The following is a 15042-nucleotide window of genomic DNA, read 5'->3' as shown; positions in this document are numbered from 1 at the left end:
ACATGCCAAAAGAATATAGAACCATACAGGAAGTTGCAGGACCTCTGATGCTGGTACATGGTGTAGAAAATGTCACCTATGATGAACTTGGTGAGATCGAGCTTGCAAGTGGCGAAGTCAGACGATGCAAGGTTCTTGAGATCAATGGTGAAGATGCACTGGTACAGTTATTTGAGAATTCAACAGGTATTAACCTTTCAAACAGTAAAGTAAGATTCCTTGGACGAAGCATGGAGCTTGGCGTATCAGAAGATATGCTTGGCCGTGTATTTGACGGACTGGGAAGACCGATCGATAAAGGACCGGATATCCTTCCGGAGGAGAGAAGAGATATCAATGGTCTGCCAATGAATCCGGCAGCCAGAAATTACCCATCGGAATTTATCCAGACAGGTATCTCTGCTATTGATGGATTAAATACACTGGTAAGAGGACAGAAGCTGCCGATCTTCTCAGCATCAGGACTTCCACATTCGAAGCTAGCAGCCCAGATCGCAAGACAGGCTAAGGTACGTGGAACAGATGAACCATTCGCCGTAGTATTTGCAGCTATGGGTATCACCTTCGAAGAAGCGAACTTCTTCACGGAGAGCTTCAAGGAGACAGGCGCGATCGACAGAACTGTACTGTTCATCAACCTTGCAAATGACCCTGCGGTTGAGCGTATCGCTACCCCTCGTATGGCACTGACCGCTGCGGAATATCTTGCATTTGAAAAGAACATGCATGTATTGGTTATCCTGACGGATATCACAAACTATGCAGATGCGTTACGAGAAGTATCTGCAGCCCGAAAAGAGGTTCCGGGTCGTCGTGGATATCCCGGATACATGTATACAGACCTTGCAACCTTATATGAAAGAGCAGGAAGACAGCGTGGCAAGAACGGTAGTATCACAATGATCCCGATCCTTACCATGCCTGAGGATGATAAGACACATCCAATCCCTGACTTAACAGGATATATCACAGAGGGACAGATCATTTTAAGCCGTGAGCTTTACAGAAAGGGTGTAACACCACCGATCGATGTACTTCCATCCCTGTCACGTCTGAAGGATAAGGGTACCGGTGAGGGAAAGACAAGAGGAGATCATTCCAGCACCATGAACCAGTTATTTGCGGCATATTCCCGTGGTAAGGATGCGAAGGAGCTTATGACGATCCTTGGTGAATCAGCATTGTCGGATATCGATATTTTATATGCAAAGTTTGCAGAAGCATTTGAAAAGGAATATGTATCTCAGGGTTATGAGACAGACAGAAGTATCGAAGAAACATTAAACATCGGCTGGAAGCTGTTATCGATCCTGCCTCGAGCAGAACTGAAACGTATCGATGATAAGTGGTTAGATATGTATTATGGAAAGTAACGAGAAGCGCGTGAGTAGACTTGCAAATGGGATGCTTGAGCTTGCTCATAGCAGACGATTTGCAAGGATACGAGCATGGTTCGACAGAACCCACCGAGCCGACAGGCGAGGTGGAGCGCTTCGAGTTAATAAACGGAAGAGCGCTACGAGCCGTCAGGCGAGGTGAAGCGCTTTGAGTTAATAAACGGAAGAGCGCTACGAGCCGTTAGGCGAGGTGGAGCGCTTCGAGTTGACTTTATAAGGAGGCAAAAATGGCAGCTACACAGGTAAATCCTACCAGAATGGAATTGACTCGTTTAAAGAAGAAGCTTGTTACGGCAACCAGAGGCCATAAGTTGTTAAAAGATAAACGAGATGAGCTGATGCGGCAGTTCCTTGATATGGCAAGAGAGAATATGGCGCTTCGAGAGAAGGTTGAGGTCGGTATCAAGGCCGCCAATACGAATTTTGTCATAGCAAAAGCCGGCATGTCTGAACAGATCCTTCATACGGCACTGATGGCACCGAAACAGGAAGTCCAGCTTACCTGCAAGGATCGAAATGTTATGAGTGTAGATATTCCGGTATTTGAATATACAACAAAAAGTGCGGATGAGAATGATATCTATTCTTACGGTTTTGCATTTACCTCCGGTGATCTGGATGATGCAGTAAAGTCACTTGCTGATATTCTTCCGGATATGCTGAAACTGGCGGAGATCGAGAAATCCTGTCAGCTTCTGGCATCGGAGATCGAAAAGACCAGACGACGTGTAAATGCACTGGAGCATGTTATCATTCCTGAGACAAAGGAGGGCATCCGATATATCAGTATGAAGCTTGATGAGAATGAGCGAAGCACGCAGGTGCGACTCATGAAGGTTAAGGATATGATGCTGGAGGAAGCCCATCACTATAAAGAGCATCAATTTGAGTGATGCAGACGGACGAAAACTCCTGATATTATACATTGTTATTACGCAAAACGCTTGCGCTCTATCCTCGGTGCAACGGTACGTAAGGCAGCAAGGGACGCTGCCTAAGAACCGGCACTCGGATAGGTTTGCTACATAACAAATATAATATCAGGAGTTTTCTGCTTGTTATTATATATAAATAAGATTTTATTTGTTTCGTTCAGCAAGTTGAGCCTTTAATCTTGCAATCTCATCATTTTTTTCAGATAAGGTAGCATTAATTTTAGATACTGCTGCATTCTTTTCAGCGATGGCTTCATCCCGTTCTTTTTTCAATTCATCGATCATGTAGTTGACTGTATTCTCATCCAATTTTCGTAATGCTTCAGAAAACATGGTAACAACCTCCTCCGGGTGATACAGATACTCAGACATATCTGTGCAGATAGTTTCCATCCATGGATAGTCGGATATCAGTGCTGCAAGGTCATCCATGGTAGTTGCTGTTAACAGGGATAACCATGCGTTAAGTTCGTTGATATCTTTAGAATACTTACTTTTTCGGAAGACGTCAAGGGCAACGACATAGTATTCCTGTAGAAGACGAAGATTGATCCCGGTATCAAATGCTGTTTTTCCATGATGCAGATAAATGTCAGCCAGGTCGGCAGTCTTACATTCATTCGGGCTGTTTTCAAACATTACGATCGTATAAACGGTTTTCAGATCCTGATAGGTGAATGTACTTCCCTTTTCCCCTTTTACTCTGATAGTTTCTTAAAAAATGGATCATAGGTTCAAGGCAGACTTTTCTTCCCTTCCATGAATTCGAGAAAGCGCGATTTCCATTTGTCAGGCCAGTTCAGATATGTCCGGTAAATGGATGGATTCTTCTTTAATTCTAATAGATATTCATCGTTGGTTCGGGATGGGAAAAGCTGTTTAATATTTGTAATAGAAGACTTTGACCTGTTATATTCTGATGTGGTCATGATATTATTGTTTTTATTTTCATTGTACATAAATTTGTTTCCTCTTAATTTCCGGCGCCTTTTTTGTCGACAAGAAAGCCAAGAAACTTACCATTCCTGCAACTGTAAAAGTGAAAGGTGTTACTTATAAAGTAACTGCGGTTTCCGATAAAGTATTCAAGGGTAACAAGAAGTTGACAACAGTTACAATCGGAAGCAATGTAACGAAGATCGGTAAAGAAGCATTCTCTGGTTGCAAGAACCTGAAGAAGATCACCGTTACGGCTGGAAAGCTGAAGACCATCAGTAAGAATGCATTCAAGGGCATTAATAAGAAAGCAACCATTACTGTGAAAGGCACAAAGAAAGCAAAGATTGCTTTAAAGAAACAGTTGAAAAAGAAATCCATCGGATATGTAAAGACATGGAAGATAAAATAATAAGGAACTGAATTTATAAACTCCTTGCCTGTTATGGATATGAGAAATATATGAATCTATAGCAGGCAGGGGTTTTGTTATATTTTATATGATATGAGATACTGTATCCGGATTTTTTATGGTTAAACTTGTTTTCCCCTCGGATATCCGTTATCATCAAACATGGAGAGATGGCGGCAATATACTAAGTAAAAAAATACGCATGTTATTCTGTTCTGTCAGGAAAGGAGATGGAACATGGATAATGAATTAGTATATTCCGCTGATGCGACATATCAGAAAGTACAGTATGATGCCAGCGCCAAGCGGCTGCTTGGACAGAAGATCATACTGGCGCATATACTGATACGGGTAGTCGATGAATTTAAAGGCATGGATGCAGAGACGGTCGCTTCGCTGATCGAGGGCGAACCGTATATCAGCCAGGTTCCGGTAGAACCCGGATTAACGAACAAAGAAATGGTAGATGCCGGAACCGGTGAACGGATTGTCGGGCTGAATACAGAAAGTTCCGAGATCGATGAGGGAAAGGTGTATTTTGACATCATTTTCTATGTACGGATGCGGGACGGACTGGCAAAAATGATCATCAATCTGGAAGCGTCGCAGACAATGACGGCAGAACAAAAATTGAAGCTTATAAAACAGGAGTATGACATACCGGTAGACAGACACAGTATAAGGGAAGAGGTGAAGATCATGTGCAATCTGAGTGAAGGCGTAGAAGAAATGGGATGTGTAAAGGGCGAAGCCGCGGGAATGATTGCTGGCAGAGCAGAAGGCGAAAAAATAGGCGAGGCACGAGGCAAGGCCATTGGAAGGTCTGAAGGAAGATTAGAAGGAAAATCTGAAGAAAGAGCTGATATTATCCTGAAAATGCATAAGAAAGGCTATTCCTTAGAGCAGATCATGGATGTAACCGAAATGAGTGAAGCTGAGATTAAGGCAATCATAGAATAAAGACATAGGCAGAACAGGTAACATGTATATTTTAGTAGAAAATCCAGATATGGCAGAAATGCCGTATCTGGATTTTCTAATATAAATGTAAAACCAAGGAACAGTTTTTTATATTTATTGCTGTATTTCCAGATATTCCTCCAGGCAAATTCCTTTATCGTGGATTTCCTGTGCCACATTTTTACCAACATAGCGGTAGTGCCATGGCTCATAAGAGATCCCTGTAATATCGGATTTATCAGAAGGATAGCGGAGAATGAAACCATATTTGTAGCAGTTTGCCATGAGCCATTGCTGGGTAGCGGTGTCTCCCTGTGAATCATCCAGATTCTGGTTGCTGACAGAACAGATATCAACGGTAAGTCCGAGCTGGTGTTCGCTGGTTCCGGGATAGGCGACCCAGGTAGCGGCATAGGCTTTTGCATCATCACTGCTATAGCCCTGTTCGATATAAGAATTGTATTTATTCGTGTAGAGCTGTTCCTGCTTTTCCTGTGTCCGGTAAGACGAACAGATAAGTGGATCAAGACCTTCGGCTCTGGCATCATCCATCATAGCCTGTAAGCCATCATATGCACGGCGGTCAATGGATTGACCATTTCGGAGCTGTACCAGATCTACGCTCCAGTCAGATGGTAATGTGTGAGACATATTGACCAGAGTTAAGAGCCCATTATTTTCCGCCTCTGTAGCAGAAGCAAGTGTTTGAAGAACTGCCTGAGTATCAAGATCGGATGATTCTGAATTATTATCTGATCTCCGGGTTGAAGTTTGTACTGCCTGTGCTGACAGTTCGGTGACTTCATCGCTGCCGGTAGTGGGAGCAGATATATTTTCTGAAGACAATTTCATTTTCTTAATCTTTCCTGCGATGATTACAATCATTAATAATACTATGTAAAGGACGGCAAGTGATATGACAGTTCTTTTCTTTACCGTACTTCCGAATATATGTAACATAATGTGTCCTCCTTTGTAACTGCTGTTAAGTCTATAACTGCACTGCATAGAAAGGCACTCAAAAAAGCATAAGAAATGAATCAATTCTGCATCCTTTTTGCACGGATGACCGACTGTATTTTTTGACAGATTATGCTAATTTGTACATATCGTTTTTCGATTTATTTTCTACTGTATCTGAAATCGCAGAGATCTGCGCCCTCAGCGATCGTCTTCGTCCGGGTGAGTTTCATTTGCATCATATCCGCGAGAACATAGTCCATCCGACAGAGATATTTCGCCAGTTCAAAGCATCCTTCATCCCGACAGAGATTACAGATACCGCAGGTATGATAGTCGTAGCCAAGTTCAAAATCATCTTGAGGAGTTCCCTCAATGATATCAACGACCCAGTCATTTTCATATCGGCGCAAATGAGAATCTGCTGACCATTTCAGTCTGCCCGGCATCTTCTTTTTATCAAGATAGCTGTCGGCATTTCCAACCGCTATATGAAACAGCTTGTTGGCAGATAAGCCGTTCTTGTACAGCTCATAGCAGACTTCCGGTGACAGGGATGTCTTACGATTCAAGGCAATAAAATATGCGCCCATGCAATAGGAGCTCATAAGTCTGGATTTGCCGATGCCCTTTGCATTTTTGATAATAGATACATATTCCTGCTTGATTGCTTCTTTATCAATATCCAGTTGTTGTTTTGCTGCCTGCTTCATACAGGAGTTGTGATAGAAATATCCAAATAATTTCTGAGTGAATCCATATTCCATATCGAGATGCCTCCATATTTTTTAGTCAAATTCCAATTCGATGATCTGGCACATTTTTGATCGATCCAGATAACGGAAAACTATATTTGTAATAAAACCATAGCGCTTGTCCAGCGGACGGTAACCTGTCAGATATGGGTTGCTCACTGCAGATGAGATATGACCACTCCATTCCTTTAAAGTATGTACATCGTCTACGCTGAAGTACACATTGATATCTTTCATTTCAAAGCCCTTTAACCAGGTCTTCAGCATACTTTTCAGTCCTTTTTTCTTCGTTGCATCAAAGACCAGTTTTCCACCGATGAAATGTTCTGCCATGGCGGTAAACAGCTTTTCCACATCGGCCTTTTTAAAGTAGTAGAATACGCCGGATGCAAAGAATACGATGCCATCTTCAGGGTGGAAATCGATCTGATCGAACCAGGATATATCGTTCAGATCACAGGCAATGTTGAACTCCCGTTCATGGTTGCCGAGCAGCTCGTTCCGGATCGCAATGGTATCCGGAAAATCCAGATTGTAGCCTTTGACCTTTCCGTTATCGACCTGGTGGAATGTGGTGTCAAGGCCACAGCCGAGGTTTACAACACAGGCATTTGGGTGTGCATTCAGATAAGCACGACAGGCGCTTGCCATATCATATTGTCTGGTCGCACCCATAATGCAGCCGATATTTCCCAGCATACCTTTCATATTGTCCGGAACTGTAAAATCAATTCTATTGAAAAGCGCCTGGCAGTCATGATCCATGAAGAGATCCGGATAGAGATCCATAGCATATTTTCTTCCATACAGAGGAATCAACAGTGTTTCCTGTACGGTTCCTTTTTCAATCTTAATTTTTTCCATGTTCTGGGTCCTCCTGTTTTCTTATTCCAAGTTCCGCTTCCAGTCCGTGAAGCAGAATATTCATTGCCTCTAAAAATGCCTGTTTGCTCTCAGATGTGATTCCGTTCTTACAGTCATCATCTGCGATTAAATCGCAGACCATAGAGAATTCGGAAGATGAGAGCATGTATATCGTTTTCTCCGATAACATATTTGATGCCAGCCCGCGTCTGTATAATTCTGAATAATACTGCAGGCTGAATGGGACGCAGCGGTCGATATAGATTTTACGAAAACGGTTCAGATATGTACCTGAATCATTTTTCAGCAGCATATGAAATAACTGCATGTCACCTTCTAACAGTTCGAAGGTGCGGACCGATATTCGTGAATATAAGATCTGAATCAGCTGGTCATCAGACATGGCAGAAAAATCTATATTTAACATGGATTCTGTGAGTTGCATAAGTTTATTGCCACTTTCAGCAAAAATCTCTTCAAACATATCCTCCTTACCGGAGAAGTGCTTATAGATCGCTCCCGGGGTTATACCTGCCCGTGCTGCAATTTTTCGCATTGAAGCATCCTGATAACCATATTCCAAAAAGATTTCTCTGGCACTTGTAAGGATGGCTTCTCTTGTTGCTTTTGTACTTTCTCGGATTGTTCTCACTCCTTTTTGCTCAAATGGTAAACACTGTTTACTTTATAGCACAGATCATAAATGAAATCAAGAGAATAATGAATATAAGATTAAAACGCTGAATACAGCCAATATCTTTGTAGGATTACAATACATGTGTTACAACTGAATATAAAAAAAGCAGAGATGCTTCTTTTGTGTTATATTTTAGTCACCACAACAAAAAAACAAAAAAGGAGTTCTCTGCTATGGCTACTATAACACAAGATATGCGGTATCGTCTATCCTTAATCAAATACGCTGAAAGGTTTGGTGTCACCAAAGCTGCTATCAAATATAAAACCAACCGTCAATACATTTATCGTTGGAAACGACGTTATGATGGTTCTATTGAGTCCCTTCGTGACCGCTCTCGCAGACCCCATCATCATCCAAACCAACATACCCCTGAAGAGATCAAGCTGATCTTTGATATGCGCAGACGCAATCCCAATGCCGGTCTTGTTGTCTTTTGGGTTAAACTCAAGCAGCGTGGTTACTCCCGTTCCATCCCTGGACTATACAGATTTCTCCGTAAGCAGGGAATTATGGCAGTTCATCCGCCAAATCCTAAATATATTCCAAAGCCTTACGAACAGATGGATTATCCGGGACAACGCATACAGGTTGATGTAAAATTTGTTCCTTCTGCATGCCTCAAAAACCCCAAGGTCATCGGCAAACAATTCTTTCAGTATACTGCCATTGACGAGTATTCCAGATGGCGTTTCGTAGAGGCTTTTGAAGAACACAACACGTATTCTTCTGCTATGTTTATAGAGCATCTGGTGAAAGCCTTTCCGTTACCCATTCAATGTATCCAAACTGATAATGGAGCAGAATTTACAAATCGTTTTACCACTCACCGTGATAAACCCACACTATTTCAGGTGCATCTGAAGCAGCATGGGATTCGCCATAAAGTTATACGACCCTTTACACCACGACATAACGGGAAAGTTGAAAGAAGCCACCGAAAGGATAATGAGCGTTTTTATGCAACTCATACTTTTTATTCTTTTGAGGACTTTGCCAAACAGTTGAAAGTGTATAATCGCAGGGATTATAACAACTTTCCTATGCGTCCATTAGGATGGAAATCTCCAAATCAGGTACTAAAGGATTATCTGGCATCTGTGTAACATATGTTTGACAAACCTACAGTACTTCCACAATCCCGTCAACTCCTGTCAACTTCTCCTTCTCATTCCTGCCATAAGCGCAAGAAACAGGAATAAAAACGGTGTCGTGATCGGCTGTTCCACATTTACAAATGCTTGTACGACATATCCTATCATGCCTGCAAGAAGCGGCATACATAAAGGATTTTCCTTTACCAGCTTCACTCCATTCACAATGGACGTAATGATAAGCCCAAGGTATGTGATAAGACCAACGATACCCATAGTTACCAAATATTGCAGATATTCATTATGTGCACTGTCATAGACTGTTCCTGTCACTTCTATCATCTCATCACTGTACCTTGCGGACATCAATGTATAGATACTCTCATTTCCCGTACCAAATACCTTATTCACAAATGGAAGATCCTGATAAATCCGGAAAAGTCTGTTCCAGACATATCCCCGGTAATTGCCCCATTCATCGTCAAAGGTAAATATCTCCCACTGGTTGCCGACTCCTGTTACCACTGTTACAAATGCAGTAAGGATCAATATCCCAACCACGCTCCAAAATATTACCTTCCAACATCCCATTGTAGATGCCTGCTTTTTATCCTTAACAGACCTTAAACCTTTCTTTTGGGCAACTACACAATCTGCCTTTTTTCTACTGCCCCATCCGTAGAGCAGACTGCCTATCACCAACACTATAGATTCAATTGTTAAAATCAGGCGATGATCCACCAGCTTTGCAAGCCCTGTCAGCTTATCGTATCCCTTTCCGGTTCCGGTCGTAAGAAATGCCATCACCGTATAACCAAGAACGATACCGGCATATCCTATAAGCCAACCTAAAAACGGGTCACAGGTGGAATTTTGTCCGATCACCATACGATCATCATATGTCTTTACCCGATTTCTTATCCCTGCTAATAACAGCACCACCATCGGTACTCCGATACCAATATAAGCTACATCACTATTTGCGGCAATAACTGCCATTCCTCCAAGGAACAAAACGAATGTATATAACACACGCTTCCAGCATTTGTCTGCATACATGCCTGCCGCCATAAATAACGGGATCGTCAAGCAGAGAAAACTTGCGTACATATTAATATTGCCAAATGTCGATATAAACATCGGTCTCTGGTCAAATCGAATCGACGCATACAGATGAAACAGATCAATCTCCAGATGCTGCAGAATACTCATCAGATATGTAAGTCCACTCACACAGGCAAATACCGGATAGATCCATTCTTTCACGCTGCATCCTACTGCCACGCAGATATAGGCTGCTCCGACGAGAAGCAAAAATGCGAAACCGCATCTTCTTCCCAATTCCCCGGTGAATGCCGCCATCCGATCCTTTGCTGCTAAAAAAGCAAAAAATCCTGCAATCAAAAACAAAACCATAAAGACATCCGATGCCAGTATGGTATGTTTTTTTGATACTGCCCTATCACTTCCCGGATGACCTGTATTTCCCGAACGATCTGTCAGATACAGAACCAGAAGCAGTGCCATGATTATAAGAAGTGCCAGAACACCGTTCTTAAAAAAATTATATTTTGTTATGGTAATATCTTTATATCCATCATGCAGAACCAGAGGAAAAATCACAAACATATAGACCAGATACAGATGGATCACTGCATCCGTTATCTTATAAATATCTCCTCTTTTGTTCTTCTGATCTACTTTTCCCATATTTTTATATCCATTCTACAAAAGCATTTTTCATTTATTTCCAATTCTGTTTAAAGCAGTGGCGATAACAGTCTGAGGAAAGCATCCACCAGTGTAATTCTTGACATATGCTCCTTACACCAGTCCAGTGTGATCTCTTCGGATTCCCTCATCGTTGAAACCATATCGTACTTCACTTCTGCAATGATACTGGAATCATATACCAATACACCACATTCAAAATGATGATAAAAACTTCGGTTATCCATATTGATAGAACCGATCGATGTCAGATTATCATCCGTCAGGATACATTTGGAATGGATAAATCCCGGTGTGTACTGATAGATCTTCACGCCAGCACGAAGCAGCTCTTTGTAGCTCGACTGTGTCATACGAAAGATCATCTTCTTATCCGGAATCGCCGGTGTTACGATCCGGACATCGATACCTCTCTTTGCCGCAAGCTTTAATGCTGTCATCATCTCATTGCATACGATCAGATATGGTGTAAAGATATATACATACTCTCTTGCGTCATTGATCATCTGCATATATATGTTCTCGCCAATCGGCTCTTTCTTGAGCGGATTTGTCGTATATGGTTGAAGATATCCATCGTTCAAATGTTTCTTCTGCTCTGTTGGACGATAGCTTAAGATATGCTTATCTTCATTTCGGATACTGTTCCACAGCTGTAAAAACAGGATTGTAAAACGCCATGCAGCATCACCTTCCATACGGATACCATTATCCTTCCATTTGCCATAAGGCGCTTTCTTATTTATATACTCATCGGACAGATTAAAGCCGCCGGTATAGGCAACCTTACCATCCATAACCGCGATTTTCCGATGATCCCTGTTATTAAAGATCGTTGCCAGAAATGGAACCACCTGATTAAATGCCATACATTTGATCCCATAGCTCCCCATCTCACGCCAGTAATACTTTGGCACATAAAAGACTGAGCCGATGTCATCATAGATCAGACGGACTTCCACGCCCTCTTTTACTTTCTCTTTTAGGATGTCAAGAACCGTATCCCACATTTCACCCGGATTAATAATAAAGTATTCAAGGAAAATATACTTCTTTGCCTCTTTCAGATCATCAACAAAATCCGGCCAGACATCTTCACCCATCGGATAATACCGGACATCCGTATTCTGATATACAAGCGAACCTGCATAATCTTCTGTATATTTGAACAACCGGTATGGCTGCTGCCCTTTTATCACATCACTAAAATATGCCATATTGGCATACAGATCCGTCTCGTAGTCCCATTCTGCCGCATGCTTCATGTATTTCTCTAACTTCTTCGGCATAATGATATGTCCATAGAGCAGATAAAGCAGACCACCGAGAACCGGAAACATCAGGATCGGAACGATCCATGCCAGTTTAATTGACGGATTCACATCCTTTAATAACAGATGCATCACAGCTATAAAACTTAACAAATGCAGAATAGCCGCCACCAATACATAGTATTGCTGCAGCTTGAATACTTCTACCATAAAGAAGATCAACTGCGCCGCTACCAGCAGACATGTAATTACCATTCGACTAAATAACCTGTTCAATAGTTTCTTCATAGACAATTTCCTTCTTATTAATTTATGACAGGACACAGTAAACCGTGCCCTGCCATTTTATCTTTTATCCCGTATTTCTATTTTACTTGATCGAAGTTACCTTATATCCGGCTTCCTTCACTGTATTCTTAATCTCTTTATCGGATAACTCGCCACTTAAAGTAAGCACCGCCTGCTTCTTCTCATGGCTGACCTCCGCTTCTGTTACCTGTGGAAGTGCCTCAAATGCTTTCTTCACTCTTGCCTCGCAGTGTCCGCACATCATTCCTTCTATATACACCGTCTTATTCATCGTACCAGTCTCCTTTTCTATCTTATTATTTCCCTCAACATTTTTTGATCCCATTTTTTGGTGTATTCTGTATTTACTATTATTAACATATATCTTCACGAAATTCAACCGTAATGCATTCATTACTACACAAAAACTGGAAAGGCTCATGGCAAATGCTCCAAACATCGGGTTTAATTTCCAGCCAAACATCGGATACCAGACACCTGCGGCAAGCGGTATTCCGATAATGTTATAAATAAATGCCCAGAACAGGTTCTCTTTGATATTTCGTATCGTTGCCATACTTAACCGGATCGCTGCAGGAACGGTTCGAAGGCCTTCCCGCATCAGTACCACATCTGCCGCATCGATCGCAACATCGGTTCCGGCTCCGATCGCCATACCGATATCCGCACGGGTTAATGCCGGGGCATCATTAATGCCGTCACCAACCATGATTACACGGTGCTCCTTCATCAGTTCTCTTACTACCGCTTCTTTTCCATCCGGCAGTACATCAGCGATCACTTGGTCAACACCTGCCTGTTTACCGATTGCTTCTGCTGTCTTTGCATTATCTCCGGTTAACATAACAACTGAATAATTCATCTCTTTTAATTCTTTGATCGCAAGGATTCCATCATCTTTGATCGTATCTGCAACTGCAAGGATACCGATCAGTTTATTCTCATCGATTGCCAGATAGATCGGCGTCTTACCCTGTGAGGCTAATTCTTCTGCCAGTGTCTTATCCGTCTCGGATAAGGTTACATACCGGCTGATGAATTTTTCATTTCCTCCCAGCAAAATATGATCTGATATCTGAGAATGGTTCTGTCCTGCATAAAATACACTTTCATTCTGTGAAGCCGCCCCACTGCTTAATCTACAGCGGAGTCCATTTCCCGGAAGCACCTGAAAATCTTCGATTTTCTGTGGCTTAATTTCCTTCTGTCCGACATATTCCATAATGGCTTTGCCGATCGGATGCTCACTGTACTGCTCCAGACTTGCTGCAAAGGTAAGCAGATCTGTCTCACTGTATCCATTTTCCGGAACTACATCTACCACTTCCGGCGTTCCGTTTGTGATCGTTCCTGTCTTATCTAATATAACCACATCTGTTTTTCCTGTCATCTCAAGTGCCGCTGCATTCTTAAATAAGATACCCTGTTTTGCTCCGACACCATTACCTACCATTACGGCAACCGGCGTTGCAAGTCCAAGTGCACACGGACAACTGATCACAAGCACCGATATTCCTCTGGCAAGTACAAATCCTGTGCTCTCTCCTGCAATGATCCATACAATAATAGTGATCAGAGAACAGATCAATACAGCCGGAACAAAAATACCGGATACCTTATCTGCGATCTTTGCGATCGGAGCTTTTGTTGCTGCTGCATCACTGACCATCTCAATGATCTGGGATAAGGTCGTATCTGTACCGACTCTGGTAGCCCGACATTTCAGATAACCGGATTTATTGATCGTTGCGGCAGATACCTTATCTCCCTCAGCTTTATCAACCGGAAGGCTCTCACCGGATAAAGCAGACTCATCAACCGCACTGTTTCCTTCTATAACCACACCATCTACCGGAACACTGGAACCCGGACGGACGATAAATACATCTCCGACTGTCACATCCTCAGCAGCGACTTCCTGTTCTTCTTCACCACGAAGAACAATAGCTGTTTTGGGTGCAAGCTTCATTAATCCCTTTAAGGCATCTGTCGTACGTCCTTTGGAATATTCCTCGAGAGTCTTACCAACCGTTATAAGTGCAAGAATCATCGCTGCCGATTCAAAATAAAAATCATGCATCAAGGTCATAACACGATCGTTATCCTGTCTCATCACAGCATCTGTCATCGCAAATAATACATATGTGCTGTAAATAAAGGATGCACCTGAGCCAAGTGCTACTAATGTATCCATACCCGGTGCTCCATGGATCACACCTTTAAATCCATTAATAAAAAACTTCTGGTTTACAACCATGATCGCAATTGCAAATAACATCTGGATCAGTCCCATAGCGACATGGTTATCACTGATGATCGCCGGAAGCGGCCATCCCCACATCATATGTCCCATGGAAATATACATCAGCGGAATTAACATAACGATAGATGCGATCAGCCGGACCTTCATCTTGTGCAGAGCTGCATGATTATCCAGTTCATCTGCATCCATCGCCTGCTTCTTCCCGGCATCCTTCCGGTCTTCTCCTGTCATCAGACTGGCTCCGTATCCTGCCTTCTCTACTGCTTCGATAACTGCTTTTGGATCAGCCTTTCCTTCTACCGTCATCGAATTTGTAAGCAGACTGACTGTACAACTGTCAATCCCTTTCACTTTCTTTACTGCCTTTTCCACACTTGCGCTGCAGGCACTACAGCTCATTCCTGTTACGTTATATTTATCCAAATCATTCACCTTCTTATCGAGCTTTTTTATCATGT

14 protein-coding genes are annotated in these 15042 nt (G+C 42.3%); 5 read left to right on the top strand and 9 right to left on the bottom strand.

What is annotated here, in order from left to right; translation table 11 throughout:
* Positions 1–2 precede the first annotated feature (2 nt).
* Positions 3–1373: a V-type ATP synthase subunit B gene (locus tag CLOL250_RS11205; protein ID WP_008402614.1), complete on the top strand. Its 1371-nt coding sequence runs from the start codon at positions 3–5 to the stop codon at positions 1371–1373.
* Positions 1374–1624: 251 nt separating this feature from the next.
* Entirely contained in the window at positions 1625–2290 is a 666-nt protein-coding gene (locus CLOL250_RS11200) for a V-type ATP synthase subunit D (protein ID WP_008402613.1), read from the top strand.
* Between the two features lie 186 nt (positions 2291–2476).
* Here the strand turns inward: CLOL250_RS11200 and CLOL250_RS14250 are convergent, their stop codons facing one another.
* The gene (locus tag CLOL250_RS14250) at positions 2477–2971 is read right to left on the bottom strand and encodes a hypothetical protein (RefSeq protein ID WP_008402612.1); all 495 of its coding nucleotides are present in this window, start codon (positions 2969–2971) and stop codon (positions 2477–2479) included.
* Between the two features lie 95 nt (positions 2972–3066).
* Complete coding sequence (locus tag CLOL250_RS14245; RefSeq protein ID WP_008402611.1) at positions 3067–3291, bottom strand: hypothetical protein; 225 nt, start codon at positions 3289–3291, stop codon at positions 3067–3069.
* An 80-nt stretch (positions 3292–3371) separates the two neighbouring features.
* Here CLOL250_RS14245 and CLOL250_RS11185 point away from each other — a divergent pair, with 80 nt between their 5' ends.
* Complete coding sequence (locus CLOL250_RS11185) at positions 3372–3680, top strand: leucine-rich repeat protein (RefSeq protein WP_008402610.1); 309 nt, start codon at positions 3372–3374, stop codon at positions 3678–3680.
* A gap of 237 nt (positions 3681–3917) precedes the next feature.
* Positions 3918–4640 carry a hypothetical protein gene (locus tag CLOL250_RS11180; protein ID WP_008402608.1) on the top strand — a complete coding sequence of 241 codons (723 nt, stop codon included), beginning with the start codon at positions 3918–3920 and terminating at the stop codon, positions 4638–4640.
* A 114-nt stretch (positions 4641–4754) separates the two neighbouring features.
* Here the strand turns inward: CLOL250_RS11180 and CLOL250_RS11175 are convergent, their stop codons facing one another.
* From CLOL250_RS11175 to CLOL250_RS11160, 4 genes are all read right to left on the bottom strand, one after another.
* A complete protein-coding gene (locus tag CLOL250_RS11175) occupies positions 4755–5600 on the bottom strand; it encodes a M15 family metallopeptidase (RefSeq protein WP_008402607.1) in 846 nt (281 codons plus the stop codon).
* Positions 5601–5761: 161 nt separating this feature from the next.
* On the bottom strand, positions 5762–6367 hold the full coding sequence (locus CLOL250_RS11170) for an L-2-amino-thiazoline-4-carboxylic acid hydrolase (protein WP_044946060.1): 606 nt from the start codon (positions 6365–6367) through the stop codon (positions 5762–5764).
* 21 nt (positions 6368–6388) lie between these two features.
* Positions 6389–7219, bottom strand: a complete 831-nt coding sequence (locus CLOL250_RS11165) for a class I SAM-dependent methyltransferase (RefSeq protein WP_008402604.1) — start codon at positions 7217–7219, stop codon at positions 6389–6391.
* On the bottom strand, positions 7206–7871 hold the full coding sequence (locus tag CLOL250_RS11160) for a TetR/AcrR family transcriptional regulator (RefSeq protein WP_008402602.1): 666 nt from the start codon (positions 7869–7871) through the stop codon (positions 7206–7208). Before CLOL250_RS11160 ends, CLOL250_RS11165 begins: the two co-directional genes overlap by 14 nt.
* Before the next feature lie 218 nt (positions 7872–8089).
* On the opposite strand from CLOL250_RS11160, the gene CLOL250_RS11155 reads away from it, so the two are divergent.
* A complete protein-coding gene (locus tag CLOL250_RS11155) occupies positions 8090–9022 on the top strand; it encodes a DDE-type integrase/transposase/recombinase (RefSeq protein WP_044944537.1) in 933 nt (310 codons plus the stop codon).
* A 48-nt stretch (positions 9023–9070) separates the two neighbouring features.
* Here the strand turns inward: CLOL250_RS11155 and CLOL250_RS11150 are convergent, their stop codons facing one another.
* From CLOL250_RS11150 to CLOL250_RS11140, 3 genes are all read right to left on the bottom strand, one after another.
* Positions 9071–10720 carry an O-antigen ligase family protein gene (locus CLOL250_RS11150; protein WP_008402601.1) on the bottom strand — a complete coding sequence of 550 codons (1650 nt, stop codon included), beginning with the start codon at positions 10718–10720 and terminating at the stop codon, positions 9071–9073.
* A 50-nt stretch (positions 10721–10770) separates the two neighbouring features.
* The gene (cls, locus tag CLOL250_RS11145; protein ID WP_008402600.1) at positions 10771–12300 is read right to left on the bottom strand and encodes a cardiolipin synthase; all 1530 of its coding nucleotides are present in this window, start codon (positions 12298–12300) and stop codon (positions 10771–10773) included.
* A gap of 82 nt (positions 12301–12382) precedes the next feature.
* On the bottom strand, positions 12383–15007 hold the full coding sequence (locus tag CLOL250_RS11140) for a heavy metal translocating P-type ATPase (RefSeq protein ID WP_044946100.1): 2625 nt from the start codon (positions 15005–15007) through the stop codon (positions 12383–12385).
* Positions 15008–15042: the final 35 nt, after the last annotated feature.

Source organism: Clostridium sp. L2-50, from assembly GCF_000154245.1.
Taxonomy (GTDB): Bacteria; Bacillota; Clostridia; order Lachnospirales; family Lachnospiraceae; genus Coprococcus.
Note: the sequence above shows the minus strand (reverse complement) of the source record. Positions and strands in the feature narration are given on the sequence as shown.